Here is a 16,643-nt window from a genome sequence, read left to right as displayed (position 1 = left end):
GCTCGCCGCCCTGGCCCGCCCGTCGGGGGCGAATGCAGACCGGCTAAGTGATAAAACCACTGCCTACCGGACGCTCTCGAACAACGGTTCCACGCGAAGCGCCAGACTTCGTCGAAACGGTACTCAAAAACGCAAACCTTCCGGGCGGAGCCCGGGCGCTTCGCGACCCTCCCCAATCTCTTCAGCGGGTCACCGCGTGAAGCGGCGAAGCCGTGTGTCCCAAGTCCTCCCCCTCTGGGGGAGGTGTCGGCGCAGCCGACGGAGGGGGGAGTGATCGGCAGATGGCAACAACCCGGATCAACGATCCTACAACTCCCCCCACCGGCCTTCGGCCGCCTCCCCCACAGGGGGAGGAGCTGATGGTTTCCGTCGAACCTCGTTACCCCAACCGACCAATTCCCGCCCCCTAACTAAACAACGTTCCCTTACGTTCGAACGGACGTTTGCATCCCGTCGCCGCCTGTGCTTTCTCAGCCTTGAACGTGCTCGTCCAGCGAAGCGCGACCACAACACCGGGAGAGTAACGATGACCCAGGCCGCCGCAGCGCCTGCCCCCGCCGCCGTTCCGTGGCCGGCCATGTCGGTGAAACAGGCCTACGCCCTGATCACCCAGCCCGGCACGCCCGGCGAAATGGAAGAAATCGACATCCGGGGCGTCAAGACCCGGGTCTGGAAGAACTGCCCGCCCACCCTGCGCGACACCCTGCTGGTGGGCCGCGCCCATGGCGAAAAGATCTTCCTGGTCCACGAGGACGAGCGGGTCAGCTTCGAGGCCTTCTACCGCGCGGTGACGGTGTTCGCCGCCGAGCTGGAAGCTTCCGGCGTCAAGAAGGGCGACCGGGTCGCCCTGATCATGCGCAACCTGCCCGAATGGCCGGTGGCCTTCTACGCCGGCCAGTCGATCGGCGCGATCATGACTCCGTTGAACGCCTGGTGGACCGGACAGGAGCTGGAATACGGCCTGGTCGATTCCGGGGCCTCGGTGGCGATCATGGACGTCGAGCGCTTCGAGCGCCTGACCGAGCATTTCGACAACTGCCCCGACCTGAAGCTGGTCTATGTCAGCCGTTCGAAGGAAGAGATCGCCCATCCCTACGTCAAGCGGATGGAGAAGGTGATCGGCTGTCCCAACGACTGGATCAAGCTGGACGAAAAGCCGCTGTCGACCGTCGAGCTGGGTCCGGAAGACGACGCGACGATCTTCTACACCTCCGGCACCACCGGCAAGCCCAAGGGCGCCCTGGGCACCCATCGCAACGTCAACAGCAACATCTTCGCCGCCGCCGCCGCCGGGGCCCGCGGCTTCCTGCGTCGCGGCGAGGTCCCGCCCCAGCCCGACCCCAGCCTGCCGCAGAAGGGCTCGCTGATCTCGGTGCCGTTCTTCCACGCCACCGGCTGTTTCGCGGTGATGAACCCGTCGCTGTTCGCTGGCGCCAAGCTGGCGATGATCCGCAAGTGGGATCCCGACAAGGCCATGCAACTGATCCAGGACGAGCGCCTGACCCAGATGGGCGGGGTGCCGACCATCGCCTGGCAGATCATCGAGCATCCCAACCGCGAGAAGTACGACCTGTCGTCGCTGGAGGCCATCGCCTATGGCGGCGCGCCGTCGGCTCCGGAACTGGTCCGCAAGATCAAGGAAATCTGGCCCAAGTCGTCGGCCGGCAACGGCTGGGGCATGACCGAGACCTCGGCCACGGCCACCAGCAATTCGGCCGAGGATTACGAGAACCGTCCCGACAGCTGCGGCCCGGCCGTGCCGGTCACCGACCTGAAGATCATGACCGTCGAGGAACCGCACCGCGAGCTGCCGATCGGCGAGGTCGGCGAGCTGTGGTGCAAGGGCCCGCAGGTGGTGAAGGGCTACTGGAACAAGCCGGAAGCCACCGCCCAGACCTTCGTCGACGGCTGGGTCAAGACCGGCGACCTGGCGCGGCTGGACGAAGAGGGTTTCTGCTACATCATCGACCGGGCCAAGGACATGCTGATCCGCGGCGGCGAGAACATCTACTGCATCGAGGTCGAGAACCTGCTCTACGAGCACCCGGCGATCATGGACGCCGCCCTGGTCGGCATCCCGCACAAGACCCTGGGCGAGGAGCCGGCCGCCGTCGTCACCCTCAAGCCCGGCGCGACCGCCACCGAGGCCGAACTGCGGGCCTTCGTCGCCGACCGCCTGGCCGCCTTCAAGGTGCCGGTGAAGGTGGTGTTCTGGCCCGAGACCCTGCCGCGCAACGCCAACGGCAAGATCATGAAGAACGAGCTGAAGAAGGTGTTCGTGGAGGGGTAGGCTATTCCTCCCCCTGTGGGGGAGGTGTCGGCGAAGCCGACGGTGGGGGGAGTTTGCCGAGGTTGGCCGGCTCCCCCCACCGGCGCTTCGCGCCGCCTCCCCCACAGGGGGAGGTTCTTGGAACTGGTGGTCGCTACACGCTCACCGGCGGCTTCCTCCACGCCCAAGGCTGGGCCGCTTCCAGCTCGAACGCCAGTTCCAGCAGCGTCTTCTCCGCCCCGGCCCGCCCGGCGAACTGCACTCCGACCGGCAGGCCGGCCTTGGTCCAGTGCAGCGGCACGCTCATCGACGGCGCCCCGGCCACGTTGTGCAAGGTGGTGTAGCCGACATAGGCGTTGAGCCGTTCGGTCAGGGCCGGAATGTCCACGGTCGGTGCGACCCAGCCCAGCGGGGCGGGCGGTGTGCCCAGCACCGGCGACAGGATCACGTCATAGCGCGCGAACCAGCCGTCATAGGCCCGTCCGGCGGCGTTGAGGTTGGCCACGGCCTTCTCCAGCCCGCCCGCCGGCATCTGGTTCACCAGGTCGGCCATGGCCAGGGTGAAGGGGTCCAGCATCGTCCCGTCTGGCTGGCGGCCGGCCGCCTTGGCGACCCGGGCGACGAGGTCGGCCGCGCCGCTGGCCCACAAGGCGAGGAAGTCCTGGCCGAACGCCGCGCCGTTCACCGGCCAGGCGGTCGGCTCGACCTTGTGGCCCAGGGACTGCATCAGCTTGGCGGCGGTCTCGACGGCTTCGCGCACCTCCGGGTCCGGCTTGCCGCCGAGCATCGTATCGGTGAGCAGCCCGACCCGCAGCCGCCGCTTGCCGGGCCGGGTGGTCAGGCCGACGGCGGGAAAGACCGCGTCCCCGCCGCCACGCTCGGTCGCCGCGAACAGGGTGGCGCTGTCGCGGACGCTATGGCTGACGCAATGATAGACCGAGAGGTCCAGAGCGCGCGAAGGCGGCCGCCCCAGAATCATCCGGCCGCGCGACGGCTTCAAGCCAAACAGGCCGCAGTTGGAGGCCGGGATACGGATCGAGCCGCCACCGTCGCTGGCGTGGGCGAAGGGGGTGATCCCCGCCGCCACGGCCGCCGCGGCGCCGCCGGAGGAGCCGCCGCTGGAGTGGGCCAGGTTCCAGGGGTTGCGCGTCGGGCCAAACCCGACCGGCTCGGTGGTCGGCAGGAAGCCGTATTCCGGCGTCGCCGACTTGCCGATGACGATCAGTCCGGCCCGGTCGAAGGCGTCCACATAGCCGTCCTGGGTCTTGGCCGGCGGGTTCCGGAGCATGGCCCGTGAGCCGTACCGCGTGGGCAGGCCGACATAGTCGTCCAGGTCCTTGACCAGGAACGGCACGCCGGCGAACGGACCCGCCGGTTGGCCGGGCGTCTGGTCCAGGCGCCTGGCCTTGTCGATCGCCCGGTCGAAGTCGGAGGTGACCAGGGCGCCCAGCCGGTCCTGCAACGCCTCGGCGTCGCGCACGGCCTTTTCCGTCACCTCCAGCGCGCTGACCTCCTTGCGGCGGATGCGGCCCGCCAGCTCGACGGCGTCCGGCCCCCAGGGCGCGGGTGAGGCGGCCTTGGGCTTGGCTTGGACGGCGGACGGCGCGGCGGCGATCGCGGCGGCGGCCATCAGGCCCCGGCGGCTGAACATCATGAGCGTTTCCCCTCTCGGTCCGACGTCTGTGGCGCGTCGGTGAACGGTGATCACTGTGAACCGGAAGGCGCGCTGTCCGCAAGTCGTGCTAAAGCGCGCGCATGAACTCTTCGCCGACACGCAAACGCGCCGACATCCTGCTGGTCGAGACCGGCCTGTTCGAAACCCGCGCCAAGGCCCGCGCCGCCATCGAGGCCGGCCTGATCACGGCCGACGGCAAGACGGTGGCCAAGCCTTCGGAACTGCTCGAAGACACCGTCAAGCTGGATGGCCGTCCGCCGCATCCCTGGGTCGGGCGCGGAGCCCTGAAGCTGGTCCACGCCCTGGACCTGTGGCCGATCGCGGTCGCCGGAAAGGTCGCGCTGGACGTCGGGGCCTCGACCGGCGGCTTCACCGAGGTGCTGCTGGAGCGCGGGGCGGTCAAGGTGTTCGCGTGCGATGTTGGTCGCGAGCAGTTGCATCCGCGCCTGGCCCATCACGAGCGCGTGGTCGATCTGTCGGGCGTCGACGCCCGGATTCTCGACGAAGGCTATCTGGACGAGACGCCGACCCTGGTGGTCAGCGACGTCAGCTTCATCTCGGTGGAGAAATGCCTGCCGGTCGCCCTGGACCTGGCCGCACCGGGCGCCGACCTCGTCAGCCTGATCAAGCCGCAGTTCGAGGCCGGCCGCGAGCGGGTGGGGAAGAACGGCCTGGTCAAGGACCCCGCCATCATCACCGACTGCATCGCCTCGGTCTCGGCCTTCGTCGAGACCTCGGGCTGGACGATCAAGGGCGTCACGCAAAGCCCGATCACCGGCGGCGACGGGCAGGTCGAGCACCTGCTGTGGGCGGTGAAGGACTAGTTCCGCCACCCTCGCCCAGACCCAACAAAAAGGCCGCCCGCGCGAACGCGGGCGGCCCCAAGATAATCGAATTGAGAAACAGCCGAACCTAGTCGACGACCTGGTAGCGCCCCGAGGCGTCCGGGCAGACGCGCACGAAGCGCTTCTGGGTGCGGCCGTCGGGCAGGTAGATCGGGCTTTCGGCCAGGGTGCAGCCGTTGGCGTCGGCGCGGCTGCCCTGGGTCACGGTGTAGGAGCGCTCGGACTCGTAGCTGTAGTCGCCGCGATCGTCGCGATCGCCGTAGCGGCTTTCGCTGTAGCTGGGATCGTCATAGCCCTGGCCGCGATTGTCGTAGGGCTGGTTATAGGCACCCTGGTTGTAGGCCGGCGGCGGGGGCGGCGGAGCGCGGCCCGGGGAGCAGGCCGCCGAGTTCTTGCCGATGGCCGAGCCGGCGATGGCGCCCACCAGGCCGCCGAGCACGGCGCCTTCGGTGCGGACGCCCTTGGCGGCCACGCCGCTGCCGATCAGCGCGCCGATGCCGGCCCCGGCCAGGCCACCGCCCGTACCGCGCTGCGTCGTGCTGCGGCGGCAGGGGTCGTAATAGTAGCCGTTGTTGTCATAGGCGCCGCCGCTGGCGTAGGCGCCGGTGTTGCCGTACGCGCCGTAGGCCTGGGCCGAAGCCAGGGTCGGGGCCAGCGCGCCCGCCAGAGCGGCGGTGGCGGCGATACCGAGAACGGTCTTGAACATCATCGAAAAACTCCCTCGAACAGGTCCGGCGATCCGCTGGACCCGCCTTACCCAGCCAAACTGCCTAGGCCTTCATGAACGGCTGTTGAGTGACCCGTTCATCTTCGTTCACCCGCCCCGGCCTTGAATGCGCTATGGGACGTTTCGAATGCTGTTGTCGGCGCCGATCGTGGCGCGGGCATGGCGGCGCCCCGGCGCCTGTGAAAATGCTCGGAACCGGTCAAGGTTCCGACGGACGAACGGAACTGTCTTGAATGCGTGAGTTGAGGATCGAGGCGGTCGGCGCCCAGGGCGACGGCTTGGCTCAAGGGGCCTTCATCCCGCTGACCCTGCCTGGTGAGTTGGTGACGGCCCAGATGAGCGGCTCGCGCGGAGAGCTGATCGACGTGCTGGAGGCCAGCGCCGATCGCGTGACCCCACCTTGCCCGCATTTCGGCGTCTGCGGCGGCTGCGCCCTGCAGCACTGGGCCATCGAGCCCTATCTGGACTGGAAGCGCGAGCAGATCCGCATCCAGCTGGGCCGCGAGGGCCTGGAGACCGAGATCCTGCCGACCTTCGCCTCGCCGCCGGCCTCGCGTCGCCGGGTGGCGCTGCACGCCCGGGGCGGCAAGGGCGGCGCGCGCCTGGGCTTCAAGGAGCGCCGCTCGTGGAACCTGGCCCAGATCGAGGTCTGCCCGGTCTCCAACCCCCGGCTGGTGGCGGCCTTTCCGGCCCTGACCCGCCTGGCGGGGCCGTTCATGGAGCATCCGAAGTCGGCGCCGACCCTGCACGTGACCCTCACCGCCACGGGCCTGGACATCGACATCACCGGCGTCGAGGCCAAGAGCGGCGGCCTGTCGGCCGACGCCCGGGTGCGGGCGGCGATGATCGCCGGCGAGGCCGACTTCGCCCGCGTCACCCTGGCCGGCGAGATGATCTACATGGCCCGCCAGCCGATGGTGAAGCTGGGCCCGGCCGTGGTGGCCCTGCCGGCCGGCAGCTTCCTGCAGGCCGTGCCCCAGGCCGAGAAGGCCATGGTCGAGTTCGCCGTCGAGGCCGCCCAGGGCGCCAGCCGCATCGTCGACCTCTACAGCGGCGTCGGCACCTTCACCTTCCGCCTGGCCGAGATCGGGGCGGTGCACGCCGCCGACAGCTCGGCCCCGGCCATCGTCGCGCTGAAGGGCGCGGTCGGCACGGCCACCGGCCTGAAGGCCATCACCGCCGAGGCCCGCGACCTGACCCGCCGGCCGGTGCTGTCGAGCGAGCTCAAGAAGGTCGACGTGGCGGTGATCGACCCGCCGCGCGCCGGGGCCCTGGAACAGAGCGTCGAGATCGGTCTGTCCAAGGTGGCCCGGGTGGTCAGCGTCTCGTGCAACCCGGCGACCTTCGCCCGTGACGCCAAGGTGCTGATCGACGCCGGTTTCCGCCTGGAGCGGGTGTTGCCGGTGGACCAGTTCCTGTGGTCGCCCCATATTGAGCTGGTCGGGGTGTTTTCGCGCTAGGACGACGCTTCCTTCCGGGGAGAGGGTCGTCCGGGAGACGGCTATGAACGAACGACCGGGGGATCGCGGCCGAGGCGCCTTCGCGCTGGACGGCGCCAGCCAGCGGGCCAAGGCGGCGGTCAAGGCCGCCTGGTGGACCGCGGCCGGCGGCGTCACCCGCGCCCTGGCCCAGCCCACGCGCGGCGACGCCAAGGTCAAGTTCGAGCCCCAGGGACCGCCAGTCTCGGCCGCCCGCCTGCGAAAGGCCTATCTGAGCGCCTTCGACAAGGACGCCGCCGACGTCGCCGCCGGCCTCTATCCGCCCGTCGAGGACGGTCCCCGCAACCCCGCCGCCGCCTTCCGCCAGGCCCTGGACGTCATCGCCGACGCCCGCGCCGTCGATCAGCGCCGCCGCCGGGGCGACGGCGTCGAGGTGCGCGACGAGCCGGAAAGCCAAGGCTATCCAAACTACTATCGCCAGAACTTCCACTATCAGTCCGGTGGCTGGTTCACCGACGCCAGCGCCAGACGCTATGAAGCCCAGGTCGAGGCGCTGTTCTCCGGCGCGGCCGGGGCGATGCGGCGGCGGGCCCTGTCGCTGCTGGCCCGACATTGGCGCGGCAAGGACCAGCGCGGGTTGAAGCTGGTGGACCTGGCCTGCGGTTCGGGCAGCTTCCTGCGCGACCTCGACGGGGCCTTTCCGCGCGCCGCCATCGCCGGCCTGGACCTGTCGCGGGCCTATCTGGCCGCCGCCCGCAGCCGTTCGAGGCGGGGCGGGGTGCAGGCCAACGCCGAGACCCTGCCGTTCGCCGACGCCAGCCTGGACGGCGTGACCTGCGTCTACCTGTTCCACGAGCTGCCGCCAGGTGTCCGGCCGGCGGTGGCGGCCGAGATCGCCAGGGTGCTGAAGCCCGGCGGCGTGCTGGCCTTCGCCGATTCGGTGCAGCCGGTCGACGAGCCCGACCTGTCGCGCTTGCTGGAGGCCTTCCCGGCCTATTTCCACGAGCCCTACTATTCGACCTATGCCCAGACCGACCTGCCGGCCCTGTTCGGCGCGGCCGGGCTGCGCGTGGCGGGCCAGGACCAGGCGTTCCTGACCAAGGCGCTGTTGCTGGAAAAGGTCGGTTGAGCCAACCGCATCATGACCATTGCCTAGGCCGGCGGGCTCCTGTATCGAACCGACCTCTTCGCCGACGCACCTTGCGTTGACCCGGATGGCCTGGTGGCGGAGTGGTTACGCAGCGGATTGCAAATCCGTGCACCCCGGTTCGATTCCGGGCCAGGCCTCCAACCTTCCGAATTGAGCGATGTGCGCGCCAACTGGAGGTGCTGGCTATGCCGGCAGCAGGTTCCAACGCCCGGCATAATCATCCGCGTCGCGGTAGTTGAACCCCTGGACAGGGTAGCCAACCGTTCGTCGTAAACGAGCGTTCTGGGCCTCTACCAAGCGCCCAGCATCGGCCGATGGAACAACTCGGACCGTCCCGTTCATGACCGTTACCAGCAGCCATATGTCGGGAGATGGCCGTGATCCGTCCGTGCGGAGAATCCATCCGTTTGGCGCGGACAGACTGCGCACCCGCGCCGTGTAGGTACGACCGCTCGGGGCCTGGACCGTCAGGGACGATCGTGTGGCGGCCAGGATCGTGTGCCCATTCCGCTCAAGGCCGCTTCGTGCGAGCGCGACGGCCTCGTCGCCGCGACGGAGGATTCTATCTCCTGATCCGAGTGCTGCGACCATCGCTGGGATTCCGCGTCGGCGAGCAATCAATCGCCGCGGCTTGAGCATGGCGCCGCCGCCAACCTCCCGCAATCGACGCGTGGGGCAGGCCGAGATGGCGGCCGCGCCCCCAGGGCGAGCAACGATCAGGCCGCCAGGTCGGCGGGGCGTTCCTGGTGGTTGCGTCGCCAGCGGCTGGGGGTCTGGCCGACCAGGCCGCCGAAGGTGCGGCAGAAGTGGGCCTGGTCGGAGAAGCCGCAGGCCAGGGCGATGTGGGCCAGGCCGTCGGCGGTGCTGAGCATCAGGGCTTTGGCCCGCGCGATGCGCCGCTCGATGATGTAGCTCTTGGCGGCCTGGCCGAAGCTCTCCTTGAAGGCGTGCGAGAAGTAGCTCGGGCTCAGCCGGACGGCGGCCGCCACGTCGCGGACCTGCAGGTTGCGGTCGCTGTTCCTGTCGATGAAGGCCGTCGCGGTGCGGACCTGCCAGGGGGCCAGCTTGCCGACCTGCTGGTCGTGGGTCAGGCGCGCCACCTCGGCCTCGAGCAGCTTGCTGGCGCGGAACACCAGTTCGCGGGCGGTGTCGGGATCGCGATCGAAGGACCGCGAGGCGTCGATGACGAGTTGCGCCAGGATCAGGGTCTGGTCGCGGGGCAGGGTGGAGGCCGGCGACCTGTCGTTGATTTCGCGGCGATGGATTTCGAGGTTCGTAGGGTTCAGCATCGGACAGCCCCTCGCGTGCGCCGTCGGAAGGACGACCCAACCGGGCCAGGGTCTTTCCTCAGGCGGCGCGCGTCGAATGAAAGGATGTGAAACTGAGTTAAGGCCCAACGGGGTCCGGCCCGCGCGCCCGGTTCGCCCGGCGCCCGTCAGGCCCGTTCTGAAATGTTAAGGCGGTTCCTTGGCCGATCCCGGGTCCTCAGGGCGCCTGGAGGGCGCGCGGACTCAGGGCGGCCGTCGTCTCGCGGGCCTCGCGAACCTCCCCGGTGTCCAGGTCTTCGGTGATCAGGTCGGGCGGCTCGGTCAGGAAGCTGGCGGCGGCGCGGCGCATGGCCAGGCTGTCGGTCCGGGCGGGTGACCGGCCATGGACGAGGTTGGACAGCAGTCGGATCTGGAACTCGAGCTTGGGGTCGACGGCGGCCAGCGCGTCGATGCTGGCCATGGCCTGGGCGGTCCAGCGGCTGAACTCGTCGATCAGGGCCAGGTGGAGGCCGACGGGCACCCAGGCGGCGGTCAGGCGCGCGCCGAGGATCGGGTCGCCGCCGTCGAAGCACCAGTCCAGCGCCGAGCGCAGGTCATCGATCCGTGGTTCCAGCCTGATGGCCCAGGTCGAGCGGGGCAGGGTGGACCAGGCGGCCTGGGCCTGTTCGAGCATGGCCAGCAGGTTGGCGGCGTGCCGGCGGCGGATGCCCTGCGCCTCGCCGGCTTCCCGCAGCTTCTCGGCGGCGTAGAACCGGTTGATGCTGAAGAAGCGGTAGCCGTCCTGGCCGGCCGCCTGGCCGCGCGCGATCATCGAGCGCTGGGCCAGGCTGGGCAGGCCCTCCAGGATGTCGAGCTCGGACAGTTCGTCGTCCGCCGCCACCTTCAGCGCCTGGTCTATCGTGAACACGCCGCGGAACACCGACAGGCGGCGGAAGACCTTCCGCTCGGTGGGGGGCAGCAGGTCGTGGCTCCAGTCGAGCGTGGCGCGCATGGTCTGGTGCCGGGGCAGGGCGGTCCGGCGGCCGCGGGCGACCAGCAGGAAGCGGTCGTCGAGATTGGCCAGCAGGCCTTCCAGGCCGAACAGGTCGATGCGGGTCGCGACCAGCTCGATGGCCAGCGGAATGCCCTCCAGCTTGCGACACAGTTTGCCGATGATCGCCAGGTTCTGTTCGCTGAGCTCGAGGCCTTCGTCGCCGCCGACCGCGCGGTCGAGAAACAGTTGCACAGAGGCGACGCCCAGGAGGGCCTCGCCGGCGGCGGACTCGTCGGGCACGTCCAGCGGCGGCGCGTGCATCAGCCACTCGCCGTCGATGCGAAGGGGCTCGCGGCTGGTCGCCAGGATCCGCAAGCCGGGCGCGGTCCAGCGCAAGGTCTCCACCAGCGGGGCCAGGTCCTCGATCAGATGCTCGCAGCTGTCGAGCACCAGCAGGAGGTTCTGGTCGGCGACGAAGGCCGACAGCGCCTCGACGTCGAAGCCGGGGCTGTGGCTCGCGCCGATCACGCTGGCGATGGCGACCGGGACCAGGGCGGCGCTGCTGACCATGGCCAGGTCTATGAACGCCACCCGTCCGCCGGCCGCGCTCAGCCGCTCGGCCGCCGCCACGGCCACGGCGGTCTTGCCGATGCCGCCGCCGCCGACGATGGAGACCAGGGGCCGCTCCGCCAGCTGCGCGACGACGCCGTCGATGAAGTCTTCCCGTCCGACGATGCGGCTCATGCGCTGGGACAGGCGCACGCCCTCGACGCGGGGAGAGGCGGCTTCCAGGCGCTCGACCGGCGCCACGAACTGATAGCCGCGGCCGGAAATGTTGACGATGTAGCGCGCGCCGTTCTCGCCGTCCCGCAGGGCGCGCCGGATCGCCGAGATGTGGACGCGCAGCGAGATCGGCTCGACGGTGACATTGGGCCAGGCCCTGGCCATCAGTTCGGCGTGCGACAGAGTCGCGCCGGCGTTCTCGACCAGGGCGATCAGCAGGTCGATGGCGCGACCGCCGATCTGGACCGGCTCGTCGCCTTCCATCAGGGCGCGCCGGTCGGGGAAGAGACGGAACGCTCCGAAGGCGAGACCTGTGCCTGGAGATGTCATTTCCAGCTGAACGCCCCTCTCCCGGAGCCGTCGACGCCGGGGGCGCCAAGCTCCGATCCTGGTGGTGCTAGCACCGGGCAAGGGGGCCCGCAACGCCGACCACGATGGCTTGGCGCCTGGACGGCGCCTTCGCCTGAATGATGGACAGCGGGCCGCGAAATCCTCGTGGACGCCCGTGCGTTTGGGGCGCGAGCGCCGGGAACCATCGCGTTTCGCGCCCGGGGGGCGAAACGCGATGGTTCGGAAAGGCGTCAGGCGTCGCCGTCGGCCAGGTCGGCGATCAGGCCGTTGATCGGCTCGTCGAAGGCGCTGGTGACGTTGTGGCCGGTGTCGATGACGCCGACCTTGGCGACGTGCGGGGCTTCGACCTCGGCGTCGGGGCCATCTTCGGGGGGCTTGGTGGTCATGGGAGCCTCAGGCTGCGAGGGGCCCGGCGACGGTCGCCAAGCCTCGCCGCGAGGTTTGCACGGCCTGGGTTCGCTGTCAGCCGGCGCGTTGCGCGGATAGGGCGAACCGCTGGGCGGCGCCTGCAAAACACGCGGTCGCCTCCGTGGCGCGACGTCTTGTGTTCTTGAAATGTTCTCGTTGTCGGTTCATGATCGATCCATGGTCGCTCCCGCCAACCTTCCCGGTCACCCTCCGCTCGCCGCCCGTGGGCGCGGGGCCAAGTCCAACCGCACCGGCCGCTTCGAATCCCAGGTCAGCGAAGCCTTCGACGACGGCTGGGGCGAGGAGGAGGAGCCGGCCCAGATCGCCACCACGCTGCAGCCGATGAAGTCGCGCAGCATCATCGCCCGCAACGACAGCCCCGACGTCGGGTTCGAGAGCTCGATCAACCCCTATCGCGGCTGCAGCCACGGCTGCATCTACTGCTACGCCCGCCCGGCCCACGCCTATCTGGGTCATTCGCCGGGCCTGGATTTCGAGACCAGGATCTATTTCAAGCCCGAGGCCGGCAAGCTGCTGGAGCGCGAACTCTCCAAGCCGAAATACGTGCCCAAGGTCATCCACGTCGGCGGCGACACCGATCCCTACCAGCCCGACGAGCGCCAGCTGCGGGTGACGCGGGCGGTGATCGAGACGCTGGGCCGGTTTCGCCACCCGTTCACGATCATCACCAAGTCGGCCCTGATCACCCGCGACCTCGACCTGCTGGGGCCGCTGGGCCAGGCGGGGCTGGCGCGGGCGGCGGTGTCGATCACCAGTCTGGACCACCGGCTGTCGCGCAGCATGGAGCCCCGGGCGGCGACGCCCAAGCGCCGGCTGGACGCCGTGCGCCAGCTGGTCGCCGCCGGCGTGCCGACCACGGTGATGTTCGCGCCCTCGATCCCGTCGCTGAACGACCATGAGATGGAAGGCGTGCTCGAGGCCGCCGCCGCCGCCGGGGCCACCACGGCCGGCTATGTTGCCCTGCGCCTGCCGCTGGAGATCAAGGACCTGTTCGAGGAATGGCTGGCGGCCGAACACCCCGACCGCGCCAAGCGGGTGATGTCGCTGATCCGCCAGATGCGCGGCGGGGCCGCCTACAGCTCCGAGTGGGGCAAGCGGATGACAGGAGAAGGCCCGGTGGCCGAGGTGATGAGCCAGCGCTTCCACCTGGCCCGCAAGCGGTTCGGGCTGGATCGCAAGCTGGAACCGCTGGACCTGAGCCAGTTCAAGGTTCCGGCCAAGGCGGGGGATCAGTTGTCGCTATTTTGAGCGTCCCATCTGTCATCCCGGACGAGCGCGTAGCGCGAAGATCCGGGACCGCCGGAAGCGCCTGCGCTCAGGCGTCGGTCCCGGGTCTTCGCTGCGCTACGCCCGGGATGACAGCGGAGAGGTGGTCTCAGGTCTTGACCTCCGCCTCGCAATCCCCTGAAGCAGGGCCATGATCTCCGTCATCCTGCCCACCCGCGACAGCGCCGCCCGCCTGGTCCAGGTCCTGACCCTCCTGGTGCCCGCCGCCGTCGACGGCCTGGTCAAGGAGGTGGTGTTCGCCGACGCCGGCTCGACCGACGCCACCCTGGCCATCGCCGAGGACAGCGGCGCGCGGGTCGTCCAGGTCCTGGGCGACGCCGGGACGCGGCTGGCGGCCGGCGTTGCGACGGCCCGGGGAAGCTGGATCCTGGCGTTGGGCGAGGACCTGTCCTTGCCGGAAGCGTGGCGCGTCCCGGTCGAGGCGCACCTGGCGGGCGGGGGCGGCAAGCCGGCGTGGATCGCCGCGCCGGGACCGCTGGGCCTGCCGGGGCGTCTCCTGGCGGTCCTGGTCAAGCTGGAGGCCATCGAGGCGGCGGGCGGCTTCAGGCCCGGCGGCGATCCGCTGAAGGCGTCGCTGGGACGGCTGAAGCCTAGGGCCGTGCGGCTTCGGGTCTGATCCTTATTGCCCGGTCGCCGGCCGGACGTCGCATCCATGGCCCGAAATGGCATAATGCTCGCCGAAGTAATGCTGGGCGAACGAGAAGCGGGCCTTCCGCAGCGCGATGCGCGAGCCCACAACGCATCCGTGTTGGGCTGGTAGCCCAACGACGGTCTGGCTTCCGCCGAGATCGACCCAGGCGTTGAACGCAGGCTGCATCTTTCCGCCCTGAACATTGATGGCGGTGACGACACCGGTGAGCGGGATCGAATGGCCCACGGGGCGGAACAGCACCAAGATGGCGGCCAGCACGAGGACGACGATAACCAGCCCAGCACGCTCGCCGTTGAGGAGCCACCAAAACCGCACGGATTCCTTCAGGGAGCGAGCGGTAGAGGCTGTCACAGGGCCTACTGGTCCAGCCGGAAATCGATCACCCGCGCGCCGCTGGCCACAGCGTCCAGGGTCTGGGTCTCGGCTCCGAGCAGCTTGCGGTAGGTCCAGTACGAGGCCATGACCTTCTCGACATAGTTGCGGGTTTCCTGGGCCGGCAGGCTCTCGATCAGCAGCAGGCTGTCGCAGTCGGCGCCCATTTGTTCCTGCAGCTTCAGCAGGGTGCCCGGGCCGCCGTTATAGGCCGCCACGGCGCGCAGCACGTCGGGGCTCTGCAGGCCCCGGTCCATCAGCCAGGTGAAATAGTCCTGGCCGACCCGCAGGTTGAAGCCCGGATCGAGCAGCGGGCTGTTGTCGACCAGCAGCTTGTCGTCGCCGGCCGCGCGGGCCGCGGCGACCGGCATCAGCTGCATCAGGCCCACCGCGCCGGAGCCCGACACGGCGTAGGGGTCGAAGCGGCTTTCCTGGCGCACCAGGGCGTAGACCATGGCCTTGTGGATGGTGAAACCGCCCTTGGGCTCCAGCAGGGGCAGGGGATAGTCCTCGCCGCCCACGCGCTTGGCCGGCCGGCCGGCGTTCAGCGGGGCCTTCTCGTTGAGGGCCAGGGCCAGGGCGGTCCAGTCGCCGCGAGCCTTGGCGTCGTCGCTGGCCAGGGACAGGCCGGCGCGCAGTTCCTGGCCGGCGTCGGCCCAGCGGCCAACCTGGGCCAGGGCGGCGGCGCGGCGGGCGCGCGGGTCGGCGGCCAGCAGGCGGCTCAGCGACGCGACGTCCGGCCCCTCATAGGCGACCTTGGTCAGCAGGGCGGCGATCGGGTCGTCCTGGGCCAGGGCGGCGCCGGACAGGGCCAACTGGCGGGCGGCGATCATGCCGTAGAAGGTCTGGGGCGCGCGGGCGGCGGCGCTGAGCAGGTCCTCGACATCGGCGGTCTGGCCGCCGGCCGCCGCCGAACGGGCGGCCCAGAACGAGGCCGCCGAGCGCAGCCATTCGTCCTGCTGGTCGTCGTCGGCGACGCGCTCGAAATAGCTTCGGGCCTGGGCGTAGGACTGCAGGCGGAAGGCGGCCAGGCCGGCGATCCACGGCTCGCCGGCCGTCTGGGCCAGGCCCAGGGCCTTTCTCACGTCGCCGGAATAGTAGGCCTCGCGGGCGGCGCGGGCCTTGTCGGCCGGGGCGGGGCCCTTGGCGCTGGTCACGAACAGAGCCGGGATTTTCGGGGCCGCGACCCTGGCCGGCTTGCGCTTGACGGCCAGGGCGTAGACCCGGTCGGCGCCCGCCTGGTCGCTGTAGCGCGCCAGCCAACCGTTCAGCGCTTCATAGTCGGCCGCGTAGGCGCGCGGGTGCATGACCTTGGAGAATTCCAGGCGGCCGATCAGGCTCTTGTCGCGAGCGTTGGCCAGGGCGGCCTCGGCGGCGTCGAAGTCACCGCGATCGGAGGCCGCGAAGGCGGCGCGGTAGTAGCGGGCGTCGCTGTCCGACAGCGGTTCGAGCGCCGACGCATGGACGCTGAAGGCGGCCAGGAGGCAAAACACGAAGGCCGAGAACACGGCCAGAGGGCGAGCGATGTGCTGCAATGCGTTTCCGCGCCCCGCCCCCGAAGGGTCCCCGACGCGTCCCGTTCAACTGGTCGCCCGAATCTCTAGTGGGGACGCTCCGGCCGATCAAGCCTCTCGCTGAGCATAAGCATGTCGGTCCAGGCCTTCTTCTTGGCCGCCGGTTGGCGCAGCAGGAAGGCCGGATGCAAGGTGGGCAAGGCCGGGAGTTCGCTCGCGCCGTCGCTGGAGGTCCATTCGAACCAGCGTCCGCGCAGCGACAAAATGCCTTCCTCGCGGCGCAGCAGGCTCTTGGCCGAGGCGCCGCCGACCAGCAGCAGGATCTTCGGCCGCACCAGTTCGATGGCCCGTTCCAGGAACGGGGCGCAGGCGGCCTGTTCCTGCGGGGTCGGGGTGCGGTTGCCGGGCGGACGCCAGAACACCGTGTTGGTGACGAAGGCGCGGTCCAGCAGGCCGGCGGCCTTCAGCATGCGGTCCAGAAGCTGGCCGGCCTTGCCGACGAACGGTTCCCCCCGCGCGTCCTCGTCGGCGCCGGGCGCCTCGCCGATGATCATCAGGGACGCATCGGCGGGACCGCGCGACACCACGGCCTGGCGGGCGCCCTGGGTCTTCAGCGGGCAGCCGTCGAAGGCGGCGATGGCGGCGGCCAGGGCGGGCAGGTCGGCGCAGGCGGCGGCCAGCGCCTTGGCCTGTGCGACCACGGCGCCCAGGTCGGGTCCGCGACCGAAAGCCGGCGTCGTGACCGGTGCGACGGCCACGGGCGGCGGCGGTTGGCTACGGGCCCGCAGCAGGGCCGCGCCCTCGGCCAGGCGGTCGATCGGCGCGTCGGCGTACGAGGCCTCGACGCCCGCATCGGCCCAGAAGGCGAGCAGGCTTTCCACGGCGCGCGGATCGACGGCGAGGTCCATA

Annotated in this window: 14 protein-coding genes and 1 tRNA gene; 7 read left to right on the top strand and 8 right to left on the bottom strand. The window is 70.1% G+C overall.

Translation table 11 applies throughout. The annotated features are described in order from the left end of the window. Positions 1-526: 526 nt before the first annotated feature. On the top strand, positions 527-2,290 hold the full coding sequence (locus ASD79_RS13935) for a class I adenylate-forming enzyme family protein (protein WP_056722598.1): 1,764 nt from the start codon (positions 527-529) through the stop codon (positions 2,288-2,290). 133 nt (positions 2,291-2,423) lie between these two features. Here the strand turns inward: ASD79_RS13935 and ASD79_RS13930 are convergent, their stop codons facing one another. Continuing rightward, positions 2,424-3,923 carry an amidase gene (locus ASD79_RS13930; protein WP_056722597.1) on the bottom strand — a complete coding sequence of 500 codons (1,500 nt, stop codon included), beginning with the start codon at positions 3,921-3,923 and terminating at the stop codon, positions 2,424-2,426. 101 nt (positions 3,924-4,024) lie between these two features. On the opposite strand from ASD79_RS13930, the gene ASD79_RS13925 reads away from it, so the two are divergent. After that, on the top strand, positions 4,025-4,768 hold the full coding sequence (locus tag ASD79_RS13925) for a TlyA family RNA methyltransferase (protein ID WP_056722595.1): 744 nt from the start codon (positions 4,025-4,027) through the stop codon (positions 4,766-4,768). Between the two features lie 88 nt (positions 4,769-4,856). Here the strand turns inward: ASD79_RS13925 and ASD79_RS13920 are convergent, their stop codons facing one another. Next, positions 4,857-5,498 (bottom strand): hypothetical protein, encoded by a 642-nt coding sequence (locus ASD79_RS13920; RefSeq protein ID WP_056722593.1) that lies wholly within the window; start codon positions 5,496-5,498, stop codon positions 4,857-4,859. 251 nt (positions 5,499-5,749) lie between these two features. Between ASD79_RS13920 and ASD79_RS13915 the strand changes: the two genes are divergently transcribed. From ASD79_RS13915 to ASD79_RS13905, 3 genes are all read left to right on the top strand, one after another. Next, positions 5,750-6,976, top strand: coding sequence for a class I SAM-dependent RNA methyltransferase (locus ASD79_RS13915; RefSeq protein WP_056722592.1), 1,227 nt, complete (start codon positions 5,750-5,752; stop codon positions 6,974-6,976). 43 nt (positions 6,977-7,019) lie between these two features. After that, positions 7,020-8,084 carry a class I SAM-dependent methyltransferase gene (locus ASD79_RS13910; protein WP_056722589.1) on the top strand — a complete coding sequence of 355 codons (1,065 nt, stop codon included), beginning with the start codon at positions 7,020-7,022 and terminating at the stop codon, positions 8,082-8,084. Between the two features lie 87 nt (positions 8,085-8,171). Then, positions 8,172-8,245: transfer RNA gene (locus tag ASD79_RS13905), tRNA-Cys, on the top strand. A gap of 576 nt (positions 8,246-8,821) precedes the next feature. On the opposite strand, the gene ASD79_RS13900 is transcribed toward ASD79_RS13905, so the two are convergent. The 3 genes from ASD79_RS13900 to ASD79_RS24680 form a co-directional block, all read right to left on the bottom strand. Continuing rightward, positions 8,822-9,394 carry an AraC family transcriptional regulator gene (locus tag ASD79_RS13900; RefSeq protein WP_056722588.1) on the bottom strand — a complete coding sequence of 191 codons (573 nt, stop codon included), beginning with the start codon at positions 9,392-9,394 and terminating at the stop codon, positions 8,822-8,824. Between the two features lie 196 nt (positions 9,395-9,590). After that, positions 9,591-11,393, bottom strand: coding sequence for a winged helix-turn-helix domain-containing protein (locus ASD79_RS13895; protein ID WP_056722585.1), 1,803 nt, complete (start codon positions 11,391-11,393; stop codon positions 9,591-9,593). A gap of 317 nt (positions 11,394-11,710) precedes the next feature. Further along, positions 11,711-11,866 carry a hypothetical protein gene (locus ASD79_RS24680; protein ID WP_200952303.1) on the bottom strand — a complete coding sequence of 52 codons (156 nt, stop codon included), beginning with the start codon at positions 11,864-11,866 and terminating at the stop codon, positions 11,711-11,713. 199 nt (positions 11,867-12,065) lie between these two features. Here ASD79_RS24680 and ASD79_RS13890 point away from each other — a divergent pair, with 199 nt between their 5' ends. Beyond that, positions 12,066-13,157, top strand: a complete 1,092-nt coding sequence (locus tag ASD79_RS13890) for a PA0069 family radical SAM protein (protein ID WP_056722584.1) — start codon at positions 12,066-12,068, stop codon at positions 13,155-13,157. 169 nt (positions 13,158-13,326) lie between these two features. After that, on the top strand, positions 13,327-13,812 hold the full coding sequence (locus tag ASD79_RS13885; protein WP_056722582.1) for a glycosyltransferase: 486 nt from the start codon (positions 13,327-13,329) through the stop codon (positions 13,810-13,812). A gap of 3 nt (positions 13,813-13,815) precedes the next feature. On the opposite strand, the gene ASD79_RS13880 is transcribed toward ASD79_RS13885, so the two are convergent. The 3 genes from ASD79_RS13880 to ASD79_RS13870 all read right to left on the bottom strand — a co-directional run bounded on the left by ASD79_RS13880 (position 13,816) and on the right by ASD79_RS13870 (position 16,642). Then, positions 13,816-14,163: a hypothetical protein gene (locus ASD79_RS13880; protein WP_056722581.1), complete on the bottom strand. Its 348-nt coding sequence runs from the start codon at positions 14,161-14,163 to the stop codon at positions 13,816-13,818. A gap of 41 nt (positions 14,164-14,204) precedes the next feature. Further along, a complete protein-coding gene (locus tag ASD79_RS13875; protein ID WP_056722579.1) occupies positions 14,205-15,755 on the bottom strand; it encodes a lytic transglycosylase domain-containing protein in 1,551 nt (516 codons plus the stop codon). Positions 15,756-15,820: 65 nt separating this feature from the next. Further along, entirely contained in the window at positions 15,821-16,642 is an 822-nt protein-coding gene (locus ASD79_RS13870) for a uracil-DNA glycosylase (protein WP_056722577.1), read from the bottom strand. Position 16,643 lies beyond the last annotated feature (1 nt).

Origin of the sequence: Caulobacter sp. Root655, assembly GCF_001427665.1 — a bacterium.
Taxonomy (GTDB): domain Bacteria; phylum Pseudomonadota; class Alphaproteobacteria; order Caulobacterales; family Caulobacteraceae; genus Caulobacter.
This window is presented reverse-complemented; position numbering and strand designations above follow the sequence as displayed.